Annotated in this window: 17 protein-coding genes; 10 read left to right on the top strand and 7 right to left on the bottom strand. The window is 65.4% G+C overall.

Annotated features, from left to right (window positions below):
- Positions 1-107: 107 nt before the first annotated feature.
- From RM96_RS30660 to RM96_RS30640, 5 genes are read left to right on the top strand one after another with little or no spacing between them, the layout of a single operon-like run.
- Positions 108-881 (top strand): class II aldolase/adducin family protein, encoded by a 774-nt coding sequence (locus RM96_RS30660; protein WP_039015497.1) that lies wholly within the window; start codon positions 108-110, stop codon positions 879-881.
- Positions 882-932: 51 nt separating this feature from the next.
- The gene (locus RM96_RS30655; protein WP_039015496.1) at positions 933-1121 is read left to right on the top strand and encodes a 4-oxalocrotonate tautomerase; all 189 of its coding nucleotides are present in this window, start codon (positions 933-935) and stop codon (positions 1119-1121) included.
- 29 nt (positions 1122-1150) lie between these two features.
- Entirely contained in the window at positions 1151-2182 is a 1032-nt protein-coding gene (locus RM96_RS30650; protein ID WP_039015495.1) for a threonine aldolase family protein, read from the top strand.
- A gap of 37 nt (positions 2183-2219) precedes the next feature.
- Positions 2220-2804, top strand: a complete 585-nt coding sequence (locus RM96_RS30645; protein ID WP_039015494.1) for an NUDIX domain-containing protein — start codon at positions 2220-2222, stop codon at positions 2802-2804.
- Positions 2805-2833: 29 nt separating this feature from the next.
- The gene (locus tag RM96_RS30640; RefSeq protein WP_011297045.1) at positions 2834-3061 is read left to right on the top strand and encodes a sulfurtransferase TusA family protein; all 228 of its coding nucleotides are present in this window, start codon (positions 2834-2836) and stop codon (positions 3059-3061) included.
- Between the two features lie 77 nt (positions 3062-3138).
- On the opposite strand, the gene galU is transcribed toward RM96_RS30640, so the two are convergent.
- Together galU and RM96_RS30630 are read right to left on the bottom strand one after the other, a co-directional pair.
- The gene (galU, locus tag RM96_RS30635; RefSeq protein WP_039015493.1) at positions 3139-4026 is read right to left on the bottom strand and encodes a UTP--glucose-1-phosphate uridylyltransferase GalU; all 888 of its coding nucleotides are present in this window, start codon (positions 4024-4026) and stop codon (positions 3139-3141) included.
- Between the two features lie 106 nt (positions 4027-4132).
- Positions 4133-7000: a valine--tRNA ligase gene (locus RM96_RS30630; protein ID WP_039015583.1), complete on the bottom strand. Its 2868-nt coding sequence runs from the start codon at positions 6998-7000 to the stop codon at positions 4133-4135.
- 219 nt (positions 7001-7219) lie between these two features.
- On the opposite strand from RM96_RS30630, the gene RM96_RS30625 reads away from it, so the two are divergent.
- The gene (locus RM96_RS30625; RefSeq protein ID WP_039015492.1) at positions 7220-9577 is read left to right on the top strand and encodes a UvrD-helicase domain-containing protein; all 2358 of its coding nucleotides are present in this window, start codon (positions 7220-7222) and stop codon (positions 9575-9577) included.
- 45 nt (positions 9578-9622) lie between these two features.
- Here the strand turns inward: RM96_RS30625 and RM96_RS30620 are convergent, their stop codons facing one another.
- The 4 genes from RM96_RS30620 to RM96_RS30605 form a co-directional block, all read right to left on the bottom strand.
- A complete protein-coding gene (locus RM96_RS30620) occupies positions 9623-10417 on the bottom strand; it encodes a BPSS1780 family membrane protein (RefSeq protein WP_039015491.1) in 795 nt (264 codons plus the stop codon).
- A gap of 5 nt (positions 10418-10422) precedes the next feature.
- Complete coding sequence (locus RM96_RS30615; RefSeq protein WP_039015490.1) at positions 10423-11418, bottom strand: homoserine kinase; 996 nt, start codon at positions 11416-11418, stop codon at positions 10423-10425.
- Positions 11419-11536: 118 nt separating this feature from the next.
- Positions 11537-11953 (bottom strand): hypothetical protein, encoded by a 417-nt coding sequence (locus RM96_RS30610; protein ID WP_039015489.1) that lies wholly within the window; start codon positions 11951-11953, stop codon positions 11537-11539.
- Between the two features lie 212 nt (positions 11954-12165).
- Complete coding sequence (locus RM96_RS30605) at positions 12166-13113, bottom strand: TIGR00730 family Rossman fold protein (protein ID WP_238587478.1); 948 nt, start codon at positions 13111-13113, stop codon at positions 12166-12168.
- A gap of 4 nt (positions 13114-13117) precedes the next feature.
- Between RM96_RS30605 and polA the strand changes: the two genes are divergently transcribed.
- The 4 genes from polA (at position 13118) to RM96_RS30585 (ending at position 19430) form a co-directional block, all read left to right on the top strand.
- Entirely contained in the window at positions 13118-15940 is a 2823-nt protein-coding gene (gene polA / locus RM96_RS30600) for a DNA polymerase I (RefSeq protein ID WP_039015488.1), read from the top strand.
- Positions 15941-16126: 186 nt separating this feature from the next.
- Positions 16127-17458: an NAD(P)/FAD-dependent oxidoreductase gene (locus RM96_RS30595; protein ID WP_039015487.1), complete on the top strand. Its 1332-nt coding sequence runs from the start codon at positions 16127-16129 to the stop codon at positions 17456-17458.
- A gap of 100 nt (positions 17459-17558) precedes the next feature.
- The gene (locus RM96_RS30590; protein WP_039015486.1) at positions 17559-18434 is read left to right on the top strand and encodes a dienelactone hydrolase family protein; all 876 of its coding nucleotides are present in this window, start codon (positions 17559-17561) and stop codon (positions 18432-18434) included.
- A 180-nt stretch (positions 18435-18614) separates the two neighbouring features.
- Positions 18615-19430, top strand: a complete 816-nt coding sequence (locus tag RM96_RS30585) for a ZIP family metal transporter (protein WP_238587477.1) — start codon at positions 18615-18617, stop codon at positions 19428-19430.
- A 12-nt stretch (positions 19431-19442) separates the two neighbouring features.
- On the opposite strand, the gene RM96_RS30580 is transcribed toward RM96_RS30585, so the two are convergent.
- The gene (locus RM96_RS30580) at positions 19443-20303 is read right to left on the bottom strand and encodes a sulfurtransferase (RefSeq protein WP_039015485.1); all 861 of its coding nucleotides are present in this window, start codon (positions 20301-20303) and stop codon (positions 19443-19445) included.
- Positions 20304-20314: the final 11 nt, after the last annotated feature.

The following is a 20314-nucleotide window of genomic DNA, read 5'->3' as shown; positions in this document are numbered from 1 at the left end:
GGCAGACTGCGCTACAGTATTGCCTTCGCCGCCCATTGCCTCGCATGGAGCGACCTGAAGAAGCCGGGTGGAAGACCCGGCAAGGGCGGCGCAGGAGCGGACCCCCTATGTCTTTTGCCTTGCAGCCCGCCCGTGCGACGGGCGCCCCCCAGCCCATCACCCCCGAGGAGCAACGCGTACGCGTCGACCTGGCCGCCGCCTACCGGCTGGCCGCGCTCCAGGGCTGGGATGACCTGATCTACACGCATATCTCGGCCGCCGTTCCCGGCGAGCCGGACCATTTCCTGATCAATCCGTTCGGCTTTGCGTTTGACGAGATCCGCGCCTCGGACCTGGTCAAGATCAACGGCCGTGGCGAGGTGGTCGGCGAGACCGTGCACCCGGTCAACGTGACCGGCTTCGCGCTGCACGCCGCCGTGCACGCCGCGCGTGTCGACGCCATGTGCGTCATGCACCTGCACAACACCGCCGGCATCGCGGTGTCGGCGCAGGCCGACGGGCTGCTGCCGCTGTCCCAGCATGCAATGCGTTTCCATGGCCGGATTGCCTATCACGACTATGAAGGCCTCGCCTTCAGCCCGGCCGAAGGCGCGCGGCTGACGGAGTCGCTCGGCGATCACCCGGCCATGCTGCTGCGCAATCACGGCACGCTGACGGTGGGGCGGACCGTGGCCGAGGCCTATGTGCTGATGGCGACGCTGATCAAGGCCTGCGAAGTCCAGCTCGGCGCCCAGGCCGGCGGGCGCCTGGTGCAGCCGGCGCCGGCCGTGGCCGACAAGACTTCCGAGCAGCTTTATGACAACGGTGCAGTCGAAGGCGCGCTGGAGTGGCCCGCGCTGCTGCGCAAACTCGATAAAATCGATCCTTCCTACCGGGACTGACGCGCCGCAATGAATCGGGCGCGCCCCGACAATCAATCACAGGAGCATTGCATGCCGACTTTTCACGTAGAGCTGTTTGAAGGCCGTACCATTGAGCAGAAGCGCAAGCTGGTCGAAGAGGTGACGCGCGTCACCTGCGAAGCACTGGGCTGTTCGGCTTCGGCCGTGGACATCATCATCACCGACATCAAGCGCGAGAACTGGGCCACCGGCGGCGAACTGTGGGCCGACAAGAAGTAAGAGCCAGCGCATATTCGCCGACCGCCGCCATGCAGCACTTCGCCTCGGACAACTACGCCGGATTCTGCCCGGAATCGCTCAAGTACTTCCTGGAAGCCAATGCCAGCGGCCACGAACAGGCCTATGGCGACGACTCGTGGACGCAGAAGGTCTGCGATCGCATCCGCGACCTGTTCCAGACCGACTGCGAAGTCTTCTTCGTGTTCAACGGCACGGCGGCCAATTCGCTAGCGCTGTCGGCGCTGTGCCAGTCCTACCATTCGGTGATCTGCCACGAGCTGGCGCATATCGAGACAGACGAGTGCGGCGGCCCGGAATTTTTCTCGAACGGCTCCAAGCTGCTGACCGCGCCGGGCGCCAACGGCAAGCTGACACCGGATGCGGTGGAGGCGCTGGTCACGCGCCGCTCCGACATCCACTATCCGAAGCCCAAAGTGGTGTCGCTGACGCAGTCCACCGAAGTGGGCACGGTCTACACGGTGGACGAGGTGCGGGCAATCGCCGCCATCGCCAAGCGCCGCCAGCTGCGCGTGCATATGGACGGCGCGCGCTTTGCCAACGCGGTGGCCTCGCTCGGCGTGCATCCGTCCGAGATCACCTGGCGCGCCGGCGTGGACGTGCTGTGCTTCGGCGGCACCAAGAACGGACTGCCGGTCGGCGAGGCGGTGGTGTTCTTCGACCGCCGCCTGGCGGAAGATTTTGCCTACCGTGTGAAGCAGGCGGGCCAGCTGGCATCGAAGATGCGTTTTATCTCGGCGCCGTGGCTCGGGCTGCTGGAAAACGATGTCTGGCTGTCCAACGCGCGCCACGCCAATGCCATGGCGCAACTGCTGCAATCGCGCATTGCCGATATTCCGGGCGTGCGCATCATGTTCCCGACCGAGTCGAACGCGGTCTTTGCCGAATTGCCGCTGCCTGCGATCGAGGCGCTGCGCGCGAAGGGCTGGCGCTTCTATACCTTCATCGGTGCCGGCGGTTGCCGCTTCATGTGTTCGTGGGACCTGCAGCCGGCCACGGTCGAGGCACTGGCGGCCGACATGCGCGCGGCCTGCAGCGCCTGACAGATCCTGTAAAGAACAGACCCACTGGAGCCCCCAAATGCAATATCGATTCTGTCCGCAATGCGGCGCGCCGCTTGAAGTGCTGCCGCTGTCCGGGCGCGAGCGCCATGCCTGCGTGGAGCAGGGCTGCGGCTTCGTGCACTGGAACAACCCGCTGCCCGTGCTGGCGGCCGTAGTCGAATATGAGGACAAGCTCCTGCTGGCGCGCAATGCCGCGTGGCCGGAGAAGATGTTTGCGCTGGTGACCGGCTTCCTCGAGCGTGACGAAACGCCGGAGCTGGGCGTGGCGCGCGAGCTGAAGGAGGAGACCAACCTCGATACCGAGGCGGTCTCCCTGATCGGCGTCTACGAGTTCATGCGCAAGAACGAGCTGATCATCGCCTATCACGTCAAGGCGAGCGGCACCATCGCGCTGTCAGAGGAGTTGGCGGAGTACAAGCTGGTGGCCCCGGAAGACATGCGGATCTGGTCGGCCGGCACCGGCTTCGCTGTCGCCGACTGGCTACATGCACGCGGCTATCCGGTGCGATTCTTCGACCGGCAGACCGGCGAGGACATTCCGGACCCGCGTCGCCCGAACGACTTCAGCCTGGTCAACGGTTCGCTACAATACCGCTTGTAGAACAAACACAGATACCGAGGAAGAGAGGAATGGAGTTCCAGAAAGAAGTGGATGCGCGCGGCCTGAACTGCCCGCTGCCGATCCTGCGCACCAAGAAGGCACTGGCGGACATGGCCAGCGGCGATGTGCTAAAAGTGCTTGCCACCGATCCGGGCGCAACCCGCGACTTCCAGGCCTTTGCCAAGCAGACCGGCAATGAGCTGCTGTCGCACCAGGAAGTCGACAAGGTTTTCGTGTTCTACATGCGCCGCCGCTGACCCGCACACCGCGGGCTTGCGCAGACAGAAAAAGCCGCTCGAAGCGGCTTTTTCTTTGACTGCGCGATGCGCCTGGATCAGGCGGGACCCGTCAGGTGCTCGCGCGATTCCAGGTAAGCGCTGAATTCCTGGCCGACTTCCGGGTGCTTCAGCGCGAACTCCACGGTCGCCTTCAGGTAGCCCAGCTTGCTGCCGCAGTCATAGCGGCGGCCCTGGTAGCGATAGGCCAGCACCTGCTCCTGGTTGAGCAGGGACTGGATCCCGTCGGTCAGCTGGAACTCGCCGCCGGCCCCCGGCTTCAGTTCGCGCAGGTGGTCGAAGATGCGCGGCGTCAGGATGTAGCGGCCGACCACCCCGAGGTTGGACGGCGCGTCTTCCGGCGCCGGCTTCTCGATGATGTTCGACACCTTGATCACGCCCGGTTCCCACTCGCGGCCCTCGATCACCCCATACGAACGGCTCTGCTCCGGCGTGATCTCCTCGACGCCCAGCACCGAGCAGTTGTAGTGGTTGTAGGTATCCACCATCTGCTTCATCACCGGCGGGTCACCGTCGATCAGGTCATCGGCCAGCATGACCGCGAACGGCGTGTCACCGACCAGCTTGGCCGCGCACAGCACGGCGTGGCCGAGCCCGAGCGCTTCCGGCTGGCGCACGTAATAGCACTCGACGTTGGCCGGCTTGATCGAACGCACCACGTCAAGCAGCGCCTGCTTGTTCTTGGCTTCGAGCTCGACTTCCAGTTCGAAGGCCTTGTCGAAATGATCCTCGATGGCACGCTTGGAGCGGCCGGTGACGAAGATCATCTCGGTAATGCCGGCGGCCATGGCTTCTTCCACCGCATACTGGATCAGGGGCTTGTCCACAACCGGCAGCATTTCCTTGGGGCTTGCCTTGGTGGCGGGAAGGAAGCGGGTGCCCAGACCCGCGACCGGGAAGACTGCCTTGGTAACGCGATTTTCCATTTCAGGTGTTCCTCTCGGGTTTGAATCACAACCCTGCCGGATGCAGAGGGTGCCGTCTGTCCGGTTTCGTCCTATACGGGGCGCGAAACCGGACCGCTGTGACGGATTATGCAGGCAAGCGCTGCAACTGATCCTGCAGCTTGGTCAGCGTCTGTTCGAAATCCGACAGACGCTGTGTCTCCTGCGCCACCACGGCGGGTGGCGCCTTGGCAACAAAGCTTTCATTGGAGAGCTTGCCGCGGCACTTGCCGATCTCGCCGCCGATGCGTTCGATTTCCTTCGACAGCCGCGCCCGCTCGGCGGCGACGTCGATTTCGATCTTCAGCATCAGGTGGTTGCCGCCGACGATGGCAACCGGAGCGCCGGCACCTTCGGCCTGCAGGGTGCTCTCGTCTTCGAATACGCGCACCTCCGAAAGTTTCGCCAGCGCCTGGATATGTGCGCTGGCAGCCTTCAGGAATTCGCTGTCGCCCTGGGCATAGAGCGGAATGCGCTGCGCCGGCGAGATGCTCATTTCGCCACGCAGGTTGCGGCAGGCATCGACCACGGCCTTGAGCTGGGCGACCCATTGCTCGGACGCCTCATCGATCTTGGCCAGGGCAGGCAAGGGATAGTCCTGCAGCGCGAGGGTCTCGCTGCCATCGCCCTTGGCGCGGCCGGCCAGCGGGGCCACCTTCTGCCACAGTTCCTCGGTGATGAACGGGATGATCGGATGGGCCAGGCGCAGCACGGTTTCCAGCACGCGCAGCAGCGTGCGGCGGGTAGCGCGTTGCTGGGCTTCGGTGCCCGTCTGGATCTGCACCTTCGCCAGCTCCAGGTACCAGTCGCAGTACTCGTCCCAGACGAACTTGTAGATCGCGCTGGCGATGTTGTCGAAGCGGTATTCGGCAAAGCCCTTCTCGACTTCGGCTTCCACGCGCTGCAGCAGCGAAACGATCCAGCGGTCGGCCTGCGAGAAGTGCAGGTAGCCGTCCGGACCGCAGTCATTGCTGCACGGGCCCATGCCGCAGTCGTGGCCTTCGGTGTTCATCAGCACGAAGCGGGTCGCGTTCCACAGCTTGTTGCAGAAGTTGCGGTAGCCCTCGCAGCGGCCGGTGTCGAAGTTGATGTTGCGGCCGAGCGTGGCCAGCGAGGCGAAGGTGAAGCGCAGCGCGTCGGCGCCAAAGGCGGGTATGCCCTCGGGGAATTCCTTCTTCGTCTTTTTCTCGATCTTGGGCGCGTCCTTCGGGCGGCGCAGGCCGGTGGTGCGCTTCTGCAGCAGCGTATCGAGGTCGATGCCGTCGATCAGGTCGACCGGATCGAGTGTATTGCCCTCGGACTTGCTCATCTTCTTGCCTTCCGAATCGCGCACCAGGCCGTGCACGTAGACGGTATGGAAGGGCACCTTGCCGGTGAAGTGCTTGGTCATCATGACCATGCGCGCCACCCAGAAGAAGATGATGTCGTAGCCGGTGACCAGCACCGACGACGGCAGGAAATGCTGCATCTCGGGCGTCTCTTCCGGCCAGCCCAGCGAGGAGAAGGGCACCAGCGCCGACGAGAACCAGGTGTCGAGCACATCGTCCTCGCGGCGCAGGGCGCCGGTGCTCCCGGCGGCCCTGGCCTTTGCGGCAGCTTCCTCTTCCGTGCGCGCCACGAAGCAGCTGCCGGCATCGTCGTACCAGGCCGGGATCTGGTGGCCCCACCACAGCTGGCGCGAGATGCACCAGTCCTGGATATTGCCCAGCCACTGGTTGTAGGTGCTGATCCAGTTTTCGGGCACCAGCTTGATCTCGCCGCTCTGCACGGCCTCGAGCGCCACTTCGGCGATCGAGCGGCCCGGGTAGTAGGTGCCTTCCGGCGCCGGCTTGCTCATGGCGACGAACCACTGGTCGGTCAGCATCGGCTCGATCGCGCTGCCGGTGCGCTCGCTGCGCGGCGTCATCAGCTTGTGCTTCTTGACCTCGGCCAGCAGGCCTTGTTCTTCCAGGTCGGAAACGATCGCCCGGCGCGCGTCGAAGCGGTCGAGGCCGGCGTACGCGGCGGGCGCATCGGCGACGATCTTCGCGTCCAATGTCAGGATCGACAGTTGCGGCAGGTTGTGGCGCTGGCCGACGGCATAGTCGTTGAAGTCGTGGCCCGGGGTCACCTTGACCACGCCGGTGCCGAATTCGCGGTCGACGTATTCGTCGGCAATGACCGGGATCTGGCGGCCCGTCAGCGGCAGGTGCACGAACTTGCCGATCAGGTGCGCATAGCGCTCGTCTTCCGGGTGGACCATCACGGCCACGTCGCCCAGCATGGTTTCCGGGCGGGTGGTGGCAACGGTCAGGTAGGTCAGGCCGGCCTTGGTATCCGCCTCGACCAGCGGATAGTGGATGTGCCACAGCCAGCCTTCTTCCTCGACGTTCTCCACTTCGAGGTCCGAGACGGCCGTGCCCAGCACCGGATCCCAGTTGACCAGGCGCTTGCCGCGGTAGATCAGGCCCTGTTCGTACAGGCGCACGAAGACTTCGGTGACCGCCTTCGACATCTCGGGCGACATCGTGAAGTACTCGCGGCTCCAGTCGATCGAGGCGCCCATGCGGCGCACCTGCCGCGTGATGGTCGAGCCCGATTCTTCCTTCCAGGCCCACACCTTCTCGGTGAACTTCTCGCGGCCGAGGTCATGGCGCGATACGCCCTGGCCCTCGAGCTGGCGCTCCACCACGATCTGCGTGGCGATGCCGGCGTGGTCGGTGCCGGGGACCCACAGCGTATTGGCGCCCGACATGCGTGCGTGACGCGTCAGGCCGTCCATGATGGTCTGGTTGAACGCGTGGCCCATGTGCAGCGTGCCGGTCACATTCGGCGGCGGCAGCTGGATCGCGAAATCGGGGCGGGCCGGGTCGAAGGTCGGCCTGGCGATGCCGCGCTTCTCCCACTCGGGGCCCCATTTCGCCTCGATGGCGGCGGGTTCGAAGCTCTTGGCAAGGGACTGGTCTTGGGCGGTCATGCTGGGGATGTCGATGTTGGCGTCGGGGGTCGTCGCAGGATGCTTCGGCCTGCGCCTGGCGGGGCGGCGGCCGACGGCGGCCGGCATTGCGCCAGTAAAACGTCAAATTATACGGGGGGCGACTGGCCGGTGCCTATTTCCGCCCGCCGGCGCCGCCCAGATGTGACTTGCAGGACAGGGCCCGCCGGTATAATTGGCGCCAATCCACAAGGCCCTCCGATGTCCGACCTGCTTGCCAACCTGAACGCCGAACAACTAGCCGCCGTTACCCTGCCGGACGAACCGGCACTGATCCTGGCGGGCGCCGGCAGCGGCAAGACGCGCGTGCTGACCACGCGCATCGCCTGGCTGATCCAGAACGGCCGGGTCTCGCCGGCGGGCATCCTGGCGGTGACCTTTACCAACAAGGCCGCCAAGGAAATGCAGACGCGGCTGTCGTCGATGCTGCCGATCAATACGCGCGGCATGTGGATCGGCACCTTCCACGGCCTGTGCAACCGCATGCTGCGCGCGCATTTCCGTGACGCGGGACTGCCGCAGACCTTTGCCATTCTGGACAGCCAGGACCAGCTTTCGGCCATCAAGCGGCTGCTGAAGTCGCTCAACGTGGACGACGAGAAGTACCCGGCCAAGAACCTCCAGTACTTCATCAACAATGCCAAGGAGCAGGGCCTGCGGCCGGCCGACGTGGAGGCCAACGACGATTTCAATAAGCGCTTCGTCGACCTCTACGCTGCCTACGACATGCAGTGCCAGCGCGAAGGCGTGGTGGATTTTGCCGAGCTGCTGCTGCGCTGCTATGAGCTGCTGCGCTACAACGACGCAATCCGCCAGCACTACCAGCACCGCTTCCGCCATGTGCTGGTCGACGAGTTCCAGGACACCAACGTGCTGCAGTACCAGTGGCTCAAGCTGCTGGCGGGATACGGCACGCAGAATCCGGCGGCAGTGTTCGCGGTGGGCGACGACGACCAGAGCATCTATGCCTTCCGCGGCGCGAACGTCGGCAATATGCGCGATTTCGAGCATGAGTTCCGCGTGCGCCGGATGATCAAGCTGGAGCAGAACTACCGCTCGCACGGGCACATCCTCGACTCGGCCAACCACCTGATCTCGCACAACGCGCGCCGCCTGGGCAAGAACCTGCGCACCGACGCCGGCCACGGCGAGCCGGTGCGGGTGTTCCAGGCGGGCTCGGACGGCCAGGAGGCCGCGTGGATGGTCGAGGAAATCCGCGACCAGATTGCGCAGGGCATGACGCGGTCCGAGATCGCCATCCTGTACCGCAGCAATGCGCAGTCGCGCGTGATCGAGCACGCGCTGTTCTCGGCCAGCATTCCGTACCGCGTGTACGGCGGCCTGCGCTTCTTCGAACGCGCCGAAATCAAGCACGCGCTGGCCTACCTGCAGTTGCTGGAGAACCCGCGCAACGACGCCGCCTTCGGCCGTGTGGTGAACTTTCCCGCGCGCGGCATTGGTGCGCGCTCGCTGGAGCAACTGCAGGATGCCGCGCGCCAGTACAACTGCTCGTTGGCCGAGGCCGTGGCCTATGTGCCCGGCGCGGCGGGCAGCAAGCTGGCGGCGTTCGTCCGCCTGATCGAGCAGATGCGCGCCGAGACGCGCCGCATGACGCTGGCCGAGGTGGTCGAGTACGTAACCAACACCAGCGGCCTGATCACGCATTACCACGGCGAGAAGGAAGGCCAGGACCGCATCGAGAACCTGCAGGAGCTGGTGACCGCGGCGCAGGCCTTTGTCGTGGAAGAGGGCTATGGGCTGGAAGCACTGGCCTCGGTGATCCCGGTCGGCTTCGAATCCCGCGCGGCGCAGGCCGTGCCGCAGCTAGCAGAGGGCGACCAGGCCCAGCAGGTGCTGGACCCGGAGGCGCTACCGGTGGTGATGACGCCGCTGGTGGCGTTCCTCACGCACGCCTCGCTGGAGGCTGGCGACAACCAGGCCCAGGCCGGACAGGACGCGGTGCAGATGATGACCGTGCACGCGGCCAAGGGCCTGGAGTTCAACGTGGTGTTCATCACCGGGCTGGAAGAGGGGCTGTTCCCGCACGAGAACAGCGCGATGGAGCTGGATGGGCTCGAGGAAGAGCGACGTCTGATGTACGTGGCGATCACGCGTGCGCGCGAGCGGCTGTACCTGTCCTTTGCCCAGAGCCGCGTGCTGCACGGCCAGATGCGCTACCACGTGCGCTCGCGCTTCTTCGAGGAGCTGCCTGAAGAGTCGATGAAATGGCTGACGCCGCCGGCGCAGAGCTACGTCAGCAGCCGCAAGCAGCAAGACACCGGATGGGGCCGCGACTGGTTCCGCAAGCCGGAGGATGTGCCGTATTCAGGCAACAAGCCGACCGGTGGCATGGATACCGGCAACGGCTATGCCGATGCGAAGCGCGAGGCCGGAACGGGATTTCGTGTGGGACAGGAAGTGTTCCACAACAAGTTCGGCGAAGGGGTGATCACCGCGCTGGAAGGCGACGGGGCGGATGCCCGGGCCAACATCAAATTCAAGCGCCACGGCGCCAAGTGGCTGGCGCTGTCGGTGGCCAAGCTCGATCCGATCAACTGATCGCGCCGGCCGGCCGTGGCGGTTGTGCCGCCGCGGCCGCGGACGTCATGCCGACGCGGCGGGTTCCGCGCCCGGCGGTGCCACGTTGAAGCAGCCTCGGTAGGTCGCGTAGAACGAGCAATAGAGGATCGCCAGCATCAGCAGCGAATACGGCGTGACCAGGAAAGACAGCACGGTTTCAGCGCCAAAGGCGCTGAACACGGCTTCGAGGAAGAACGGGATCGCCACCAGCAACACGGCGAACAGCACCACGTAGGTGAAGAACGCGCCGCGGTTGCGCCAGCACGCCGTCCAGCTGAAGAACAGCGCCTTGACCGGCGGCACGCCGTGCCAGGCCGCCAGCAATGGCGCGAACCAGAACATCATGGCGATCGGCGTATAGAGCATCGCGCCGATCAGCAGCGCGTAGTAGAGCTGCCGCACCGCCTCGGCCGAAGGCGCTTCTTCCTTCAGCAGGATCGGCAGCAGGGCGCTCATGTCCACCAGCGAGCCGGCGATCAGGCTCAGCAGGAATACCAGTCCGGCATAGATGCCGCCCAGCACCAGCAGGTTGCGCGTGGCTTCCTTGCCGTTGGTGCGGAACCCTGCCAGCAGTATGGTGGGCAGGACTCGCTTGTTCTGGATCACCTCCCGGCATGCGGTCATGACACCGACGGACAGCCCCGGCGTGACCACCAGCAGCGCGATGATGCCGATCAGCGGCACGAAGATGGCCAGCTGTGCGGCGATCAGGTAGATAAACAGCAGCATCAGGAAGGCGAGCGGATTCTTGCGGAACAGCCAGATACCCTGGCGGAACCAGACATAGCCTTCCTTGGCGGGGACTTCCAGTAGTTGCATACGGATCAGATCCAGGGGAGCGCGGCGGCGTCCGACTTTACGTCAATTCGCCGGCGCAGGATGCGTTCGAAATGGGTCGGATCATGCGGCTGGAGCATGTCGGCCTCGCGCGGCAGGTAGAAATCCCACAGCCGGGATACCCAGAAGCGCAGGGCGCCCGCGCGCAGCATGTCCTGCCAGTGCGCGGCCTCGATCGCGCCGAGCGGCCTGACGGCATGATAGGCCCGCAACAGTGCCTGCGCACGCGCGGCGTCCAGCTCGCCAGTGGCCAGGTCGATGCACCAGTCATTGACGGTCACGGCCAGGTCGAACAGCCACTTGTCGTTGCCGGCGAAGTAGAAATCGAAGAAGCCGCCCAGGCGGTGATGCCCGGTGCCGTCCTCCTCGAACAGCACGTTGTCGCGGAACAGGTCGCAATGGCACGGGCCGCCCGGCAGCGCCGCGTAGTCCGCGCTGCCGAAGAAAGCAGTCTGGTGGGCGATTTCCTGTTGGAGCAAGCCGCGTTGCGCCGCGTCCAGGAACGGCACGATCTCGCTCTCGGTCTGGCGCCACCACGGCAGGCTGCGCAGGTTGGGCTGCTGGCGCGGATAGTCCTGTCCGGCCAGGTGCATGCGTGCGAGCATGTCGCCGACCTGGCCGCAGTGCTCGGCATCCGGCGCCAGCTGCGAGGCGCCCGGCAGGCGGGTGACGATCGTGGCCGGCTTGCCCTTGAGCGCGCGCAGGATCTCGCCGTCGCGGGCCGGGATCGGTGCCGGCACGCTGATGCCGCGTTCGGCCAGATGCGCCATCAGGTACAGGTAATACGGCAGTTGCGTGAAAGACAGGCGCTCGAAGATGGTCAGCACGTACTCGCGTACGTGGCCATCCTGCTCCATGGTCAGAAAGAAATTGCTGTTTTCGATGCCCGAGGCGATGCCGCGCAGTTCGCGCACTTCGCCTAGGTCGAAATCAAGCAGCCAGCTGGCGATCTCGTCCTGCGAGACCGTGGTGAATACGGCCATACTCGTTGTTTGAAGCGAAACGGAAAGCGGCGGCAAAATAGTGTCCGCCGCCGCGGCAAGACTGCCGGAGGGCCGGCGCGGCCCGGCAGCTTGCACTGCCGGCCGTGGGAAATCAGATTCAGAACTGCAGGTTGACCGACGGCACGCGGTTGACGTCGTGATCGCGGATCTTGGGCGAGCTGTCTTCCGGCTTGCTCATCTGGTACTTGGTGCCAAAGCCCGACTTGACCTGGATATCGGTCGCCTGGCCTTTGTTGCGGAATTCGCGAACCTGGGTGCCGTCGCGCTCATTGAGCTGGAAGCTCGGCTGGCGCGGCTGGTTGAGTTGCGTCTTGGCGGCCGGGGCGATCGGCTGGTTGTTGATCTGGTTCAGTTCCTGCTGGGTCAGGGCATTGCTTTCCTGGCCGGTCTGCGCCATCAGCAGGCCGGGCATGGCCAGCGCCAGCGCGGCAGCGGCTACCGTCAGCAGATGAGCCGGCACGGCGGCAGGCGGCTCTTCCGCATTGGCGGCAGGCAGATAGGAGGAGGAGTTCATCAGGGGCTCCTGTGCGGCACAGCAGGGCGGGGCGTGCTGTGCGGCGAATTGGGGCGTTGGCTGCAACCCGGCGGCGCCGGGCTTGGCAGACGGACAGGTTCCATTCTAGCAATTCCTGCCGTAAGCGGGCCGCTGCGGTGCCCCGTGGGGCACCTGAACAACGGTGCACAGCCGGCCCGGCAGAAGAGCTTGCTCCCGCTGCCGGCCTGGACTTACAGATAGAACATCTCTTCCTTGGGCGGAATCGGCTTGTCGCCGCCACGCTGCTCGTAATACTCATAGACCGCTTCCAGCACTTCGTGCGGCTCATCCACGATCTTCATCAAGTCAAGGTCGTGCTCGGCGATCAGGCCCATCGGCAGCAGCGTGAAGCGGAACCAGTCCAGCAGGCCTTTCCAGAAACGGCTGCCGAACATCACCACGGGCACCGAACGCGACTTGCCGGTCTGGACCAGCGTCAGCACCTCGGCCAGCTCGTCGAGCGTGCCGAAGCCGCCCGGCATCACGATGAAGGCGTCGGAGTTCTTGACGAAGGTGACCTTGCGCGTGAAGAAGTGGCGGAAGCGCATGGCAATGTCCTGGTATGGATTGCCCTGCTGTTCGTGCGGCAGTTCGATATTGAGGCCGACGCTGGCCGACTTGCCGGCGTGGGCACCCTTGTTGGCTGCTTCCATGATGCCGGGGCCGCCGCCGGAGATCACGGCAAAGCCGGCATCCGAGAACAGGCGTGCGATTTCAATGGTGCGCTGGTAATACGGCGAATCCTCGCGCAGACGCGCGCTGCCGTAGATCGAGACCGCGGGGCGGATCTCCGACAGGTACTCGGTGGCCTCGATGAACTCTGCCATAATCGTGAACATTTGCCACGAGGCGCGCGCCTTCTTTGCCGTAGCGCGATCTTCGTCGGCCAGCGCACGCAGGCTGGGAATCATCTTGCGCGGATTGGCGCGCGAGCCGGGCGCGCCTGCGCCGTCGGCCGGTGCCTCCGCGGGATGCCCCGCAGCGGCCGCGTCGGCGGCAGCGGCTACGGCCGCGGCATGTTCGGCAGCAGCTTCCGGCGGCGGTTGTACGGTATCGCCGGAAATATCGGAAACATCCGGGTCAGCAAGGGGGGCGGTCGAAGCACCGCCTGCGGCGGCACCAGTCAATTTTGAGTCCATGGGAATGTCGGATAGTCCAAAAACACTCTTGCTCGTCGACGGATCGAGCTATTTGTATCGCGCGTATCACGCCCTGCCGGACCTGCGCAATGGAGAGGGTCTGCCCACAGGGGCAATCTACGGCATGATCAACATGCTGCGCAAGCTGCGCAGCGATTACCCGGCAGAGTATAGCGCCTGCGTGTTCGACGCAAAGGGCAAGACCTTCCGCGACGATCTCTATCCCGCCTACAAGGAACACCGGCCTTCCATGCCGGAAGACCTGGCGAAGCAGATCGGGCCGATCCACGAGGCGGTACGCGCGCTGGGCTGGCCGATCGTCATGGTCGACGGCGTGGAGGCGGACGACGTGATCGGCACGCTCGCCCGCCAGGCCACGGAGCAGGGCGTGCGAACCGTCGTGTCCACTGGCGACAAGGATCTCGCGCAGCTGGTCGACGGCCACGTCACGCTGGTCAACACCATGAGCGGCGAAGTGCTCGATCCCGCTGGCGTAAACAGCAAGTTCGGCGTGCCGCCCGAGCGCATCGTCGACTACCTGTCGCTGATCGGCGATGCCGTCGACAATGTCCCGGGCGTGCCGAAAGTCGGGCCCAAGACCGCCGTGAAGTGGCTGACCGAGTATGGCACCCTCGACGCCATCATGGCGGGCGCCGCCGGCATCAAGGGCGTGGTGGGCGAGAACCTGCGCAACACGCTCGACTGGCTGCCGATGGCGCGCACGCTGGTGACCGTAAAGACCGATTGCGACCTGAGCGATGCGGTGGCCGACTTCCATGCGCTGAAGGAAGTGGGCGAGGACAAGGAGAAGCTGGTCGAGTTCTTCTCGAAGTACGGCTTCAAGACCTGGCTGCGCGAACTGACCGGCGAACGCCTGCCCGACCCGCGCGCCCAGGCGCGTGCCCGCGCTGCGGCACCGGCGCCAGCCCCGGCGCAAGGCGGACTCTTCGATATGGAGACGCCAGCTGCCCCGGCGGCAGCCGAGCACGCCGAGACCGTGCCGACCGAGATCCGCTATGAAAGCGTGACGACCGAGACCGCGTTTGAAGCCTGGATGCAGCGCATCGAAGCCGCATCGCTGGTGGCCATCGATACTGAAACCACCTCGCTCGACCCGATGCAGGCGCAACTGGTCGGCATCTCGCTGTCGGTCGAGCCGGGTGAAGCCTGCTATATCCCGGTGGGGCACCGCGGGCCGGATGTCGCCGGACTGGAAAACCACGGCCAGCTGTCGCGTGAGTTCGTGCTCGAGCGCATGCGGGCCTGGCTCGAGGATGCCGGGCGCGCCAAGCTCGGCCAGCACATCAAGTACGACTCGCACGTATTTGCCAACCATGGCGTGACGCTGCGCGGCATCGCGCATGACACCATGCTCGAAAGCTACGTGCTGGCATCGCACCGCAATCACGGCATGGACAGCCTGGCCGAGCGCCTGCTCAGCCTGAAGACGATCACGTACGAGGAAGTCTGCGGCAAGGGCGCGAACCAGATCGGCTTTGACCAGATCGACCTGGTGCGCGCGACCGAGTATGCCGCCGAAGATGCCGACGTGACGCTGCGCCTGCACCGCAAGATGTATCCGCAGGTCGAGGCCGCGCCGGGACTGCATCGCGTGTACAGCGAAATCGAGATCCCGGTCTCGGTGGTGCTGCAGAAGATCGAGCGCAACGGCGTGCTGATCGATTCGGAGCGCCTGGCGACGCAAAGCGCCGAACTCGGGCAGCGCATGCTCGAGCTGGAGCAGGCCGCATACAGTGCGGCCGGCCAGCCGTTCAACCTGGGATCGCCGAAGCAGATCGGCGAGATCCTGTTCAACCAGATGAAGCTGCCGGTGGTCAAGAAGACTGCCAGCGGCGCACCGTCCACCGATGAAGAGGTGCTGCAGAAGCTGGCGGAAGACTATCCGCTGCCGAAGCTGCTGCTCGACTACCGCGGCCTGGCCAAGCTCAAGTCGACCTACACGGACAAGCTGCCGAAGATGGTCAACGCGAACACTGGCCGCGTGCATACCAGCTACGGACAGGCCACCGCCGTCACCGGCCGGCTTGCGTCGACCGATCCGAACCTGCAGAACATCCCGGTGCGTACTGAAGAAGGACGGCGCATCCGCGAGGCGTTCATCGCCGCGCCGGGCAACGTGATCGTGTCGGCCGACTATTCGCAGATCGAGCTGCGCATCATGGCGCATATCTCGGGCGACGAGAACCTGCTGCGCGCCTTCGCCAATGGCGAGGACATCCACCGTGCGACCGCCGCCGAGATCTTCGGCGTGGAGCGCGACGCCGTCAGCAGCGAGCAGCGCCGCTACGCCAAGGTGATCAACTTCGGCCTGATCTATGGCATGAGCGCGTTTGGCCTCGCCAGCAACCTCGGCATCGAGCGCGAAGCCGCCAAGCACTATATCGATCGCTACTTCATGCGCTATCCGGGCGTGGCCCACTACATGGAAGAAACGCGGCAGACCGCGCGCGAGCAAGGCTATGTCGAAACCGTGTTCGGCCGCCGCCTGTGGCTGCCCGACATCAACGGCGGCAGCGGCCCGCGCCGGCAGGCGGCGGAGCGCGCAGCGATCAATGCGCCGATGCAGGGCACGGCGGCGGACCTGATCAAGCTGTCGATGATCGCGGTGCAGGGCTGGCTGGAGCGCGACAAGCTGCAAACGCGCCAGATCATGCAGGTGCACGATGAACTCGTGCTGGAAGTGCCGCAGGACGAGCTGGAGCTGGTGAAGGTGCGGCTGCCCGAGCTGATGTGCTCGGTCGCTGAACTGCGCGTGCCATTGGTGGCGGAAGTGGGAAGCGGGACCAATTGGGAGGAGGCGCACTAAGGCTCGCGCCCCGACCCCTGCATGGTGGTACTGAATGAAGCGACTGCTGAGTCGGTGTTTGCAGTCTTGCGAGTTCTGTTGCAATGCAGCAGACTGTGACAAACGGCTTATCCGCTGAATCATTGAAATCCATGTCAGTGATTCCGTGGACCAGGGCCCAGCTTTTCAAGAAAAATCGGGTAGACCATGACCACCAAAGAGGGAAGGGCGCATCGCATCATTGTCGTAGGAGGAGGGGCAGGCGGACTGGAACTGGTGACGAGGCTGGGCGACAAGCTCGGCCGGAATGGCGCCGCACAGGTTGTACTGGTGGACCGCATGCCCACCCATATCTGGAAGCCGCTGCTGCATGAAGTTGCCGCCGGCAGCATGGATCCCAACACCCATCAGCTCGAATACGTGGCGCAGGCGCGCTGGCATCATTTCGAGTTCCAGCAGGGCGAGTTGACCGGCATCGACCGCACGCGCAAGACGATTTCGGTCACGGCCTGCCTCGACCAGGACGGCACGGAATTGCTGCCGGCGCGCGAGCTCCCGTACGACACGCTGGTGCTTGCGATCGGCTGCGTCACGCATTTCTTTGGCGTGCCCGGCGCTGCCGAGAATGCCATTGCCCTCGATACCGTCGACCAGGCCGAACGCTTCCGACGCCGGCTTATTGCCGCCTGCGTGCGCGCCCAGAACGGCAAGGGCCGCGTCGGCGAAGACGGCCGGCCGCGCGTGGACGTGGCGATCATCGGCGCAGGTGCCACCGGCGTTGAGCTGTCCGCGGAGCTTCGCAATACCGCGCATGTGCTCAATGCCTACGGCCTGCACCAGCTCGATCCGCGCCGCGATGTGCGCATCCATGTGATCGAGGCCGGGCCGCGCATCCTGCCGGCGTTGTCGGAGCGGGTTTCCGCCGAGACCACCAAGCTGCTGCGCAAGCTCGATGTCGACGTCTTTACTGGCGAGCGCGTGACCGAAGTCACGCCGGAAGCGGTGCTGACCGCCAGCGGCAAGCGCATCGACGCCGACCTGACGGTGTGGGCGGCAGGCATCACCGCGCCGCCGGTGCTCGCTACGCTCGGCCTGCCGGTCAGCCGTCAAGGCCAGATCGTGGTCGGGCCCACGCTGCAGAGCGAGGGGGATCCGGACATCTTCGCCTTTGGCGACTGCGCCAGCTGCCTGTGGCCGGAGAAGCAGACCGCGGTGCCACCGCGCGCGCAGGCCGCGCACCAGCAGGCCACGTTCCTGTACAACGCGTTGCGGGCCCGTCTCGAAGGCAAGCCGCTGCCGAAATTTGCCTTCAAGGATTTCGGCTCGCTGGTGTCGCTCGGGCATTTCAGCGCGGTCGGCAGCCTGATGGGCGGCCTGATCGGCGGCTCAATGTTCATCGAGGGGCTGATGGCGCGATTCATGTACACCTCGCTCTACCGCATGCATGTGCTCGCGCTGCACGGTGCCATCGGCATGGGCCTGGATACGGTGACCCACTGGCTGCGCAGCAAGACCAGCCCGCGCGTGAAGCTGCACTGAGGAGTCTCCGCATCGCGAACGGGCTGCGTGCGCGATGCGGCATGTTTGCTTAGAATCGGCGGCTGGCGCCACCCGCCAGCCACCGATCCTGGAGACACGCATGCTGAAACCCGAAGTGGAGAGCCTCGTACCCGGCCAGACGTTCGATCGCCGCGGATTCGTCAAGACCGCGCTGGGCTCGGCCTTTGCCGCGGCCGCGCTGCCGGTGATGGCGCAGGCCATCAAGACCGATTTTGCGGGCCTGACCGCCGGCGAAGTGACCATTCCTTCCGGCGGGTTCAATATGCCCGCCTATCGCGCCCAGCCCGAAGCTAAGAAAAACCTGCCGGTGGTGCTGGTGGTCAGCGAGATTTTCGGTGTGCACGAGCATATTGCCGATGTCTGCCGGCGTTTTGCCAAGCTCGGCTACCTGGCCATCGCGCCGGAGCTGTTTGCGCGGCAGGGCGATCCGCAGAGCTTTGGCACCATCCAGGAACTGCAGGCCAGGGTGATTTCCAGGGTGCCGGACGAGCAGGTCATGGGTGACCTGGATGCCACGACAAGCTGGGCCGGTGCCAATGGCGGCGACTTGTCCCGGCTGGCCATCACCGGCTTCTGCTGGGGTGGCCGGATGACCTGGCTCTATGCCGCGCACAACTTGCGGGTCAGGGCGGCGGTGGCATGGTACGGGCAACTGGTGGGCGAGCCAACGCCGCTCAAGCCGAAGAACCCGATCGACCTGGTTGGCCAGTTGCACGCCCCGGTACTGGGCCTGTATGGCGGCAAGGACACGGGGATTACGCAGGAGCAGGTGGAGAAGATGAAGGCCGCGCTTGCGGCATCGTCCGATCCGGAGGCCAAGGCCTCCAGGTTCGTCGTCTACCCGGACGCCGGCCACGCCTTCCATGCCGACTATCGTCCCAGCTACCGCGAAGCGGACGCCAGGGACGGCTGGCAGAAGTGCATCGACTGGCTCCGCCAGCACGGCGTGGCCTGAGCGGCACCCGGCAGCCTGGCCAGCGGGGAAGGATTGCAAAGTTCTTGCTGGAATACGTACAATGCGGCCTTCGAGTAGTTGCAACATTGTTGCGTTTGCCGCCCGGGCCGTCCCGGGCGGAACGGCGAGCGGCCTCCGGCCGCGCCAGCCCCCCGGGAGCCCATCATCCATTCGACGCTTTTGTATATCCTGCTCGCCGCCACCATTTCCGGCGTGGGCAGCATTTTCGGGGCGGCTCTGTTGTCGCTGACGGTGGCGTCCCGCGTGGTCGAGCGCATGGTGAGCTTTTCGGTGGGGGTGCTGCTGGCCACCGCCTTGCTGCACTCGCTGCCAGAGGCCTTCGAATCCGGCGCGGATCCCCGTGCGCTGTTCGGCACGCTGCTAGCCGGGCTGCTGGGATTCTTCCTGCTGGAAAAGATCTCCCTGCTGCGCCACTCGCATCATCACGAGGGCGACGGGCACCATCACCACCATGGGCATGACCGCGAGGAAGCGGGGCGCAGCGGCCTGACCATCCTGGTGGGCGACACCTTCCACAATTTTGCCGACGGCATTGTGATCGCCGCGGCGTTCCTGGCCGATCCGCATATCGGCATCGTCACCGCGCTGGCGATTGCCGCGCACGAGATCCCGCAGGAAGTGGGAGATTTCATCGTGCTGCTCAACGCCGGTTTCTCCAAGGCGCGCGCCTTTGCCTTCAACCTGCTGTCGAGCGTGGCTGCCATTGTCGGCGGCCTGGTGGGGTATTTCCTGCTCGACCAGATGAGCGGGTGGATTCCGTACGTGCTGGTGATTGCTTCCAGCAGCTTCCTCTATATCGCCGTGAGCGACCTGATGCCGCAGATGCAGCGCAAGCCGCGCTGGCGCGAATCGGCCATCCAGGTGGTGCTGGTGGCCGCCGGGATTTCGGCCATTGTCTTCATTACCAATGGCGTGCACGAGCGGCATGGCCATGTCGGCCACGGCCACGCCGCTCCGGTGGCATCGTCGGACTGACCGTCCCTTGCGTCAGCCTGCGCCGGTCGCGACCGGCCGCGCCGGGTCGGCGCACCATTCGCTCCACGATCCCGGATAGAGCGCCGAGCCGCTCAGGCCCGCCACTTCCAGTGCCAGCAGGTTGTGGCAGGCGGTCACGCCGGAGCCGCACTGCATCACGGTCTGCGCGGGCACGGTCTGCCCGATGACGCGGGCGAAGTCGGCGCGCAGCTCGGCCGCCGGCCTGAAGTAGCCGTCCGGCGTCAGGTTGTCCTTGAAGAAGCGGTTGGCCGCGCCGGGGATATGGCCGCCGACCGGGTCCAGCGTTTCGTTTTCACCGCGGAAGCGGTCCGGTGCGCGCGCATCCACCACCAGCAGCACGGGCTTTGCCAGATTTTCCAGCACCACGCCGGCGTCGACGGTCTGCACCAGCGGCGTGCCGCGCTCGATATTGCCCGGCATTTCCGGTTCCGGCGTCGGGTCGGCTGCAACCGGCAGGCCGGCTTTCACCCAGGCGTTCTTGCCGCCATCCAGCACCGTCACGGCCTCATGGCCGATCCAGCGCAGCAGCCACCACAGGCGCGCGGCGTACATGCTGCCCTGTGCGTCATAGGCGACCACCAGCGTGTCGCGGTTCACGCCAAGCGCGCGCAGGCGTGCTGCGAACGTATCCGGATCCGGCAGCGGGTGGCGGCCGTTCTGGCCGTTCCTGGGGCCCGACAGCTCGTTGTCGAGATGGAGGTAGAAGGCGCCGGGCAGGTGGCCCTGGCGATACGCCTCGCGGCCCGCCGCGGGGTCGGCAAGGTCGAAGCTGCAGTCGATGACGACGCTGCTGCGCAAGGGATCGTTGCGCAGCGCCTGCAATTCGGTGACGGAGATCAGCGGTGTCGACATGTGAATCCTGT

The sequence above is a fragment of the Cupriavidus sp. IDO genome (assembly GCF_000812465.1).
GTDB lineage: Bacteria > Pseudomonadota > Gammaproteobacteria > Burkholderiales > Burkholderiaceae > Cupriavidus.
Note: the sequence above shows the minus strand (reverse complement) of the source record. Positions and strands in the feature narration are given on the sequence as shown.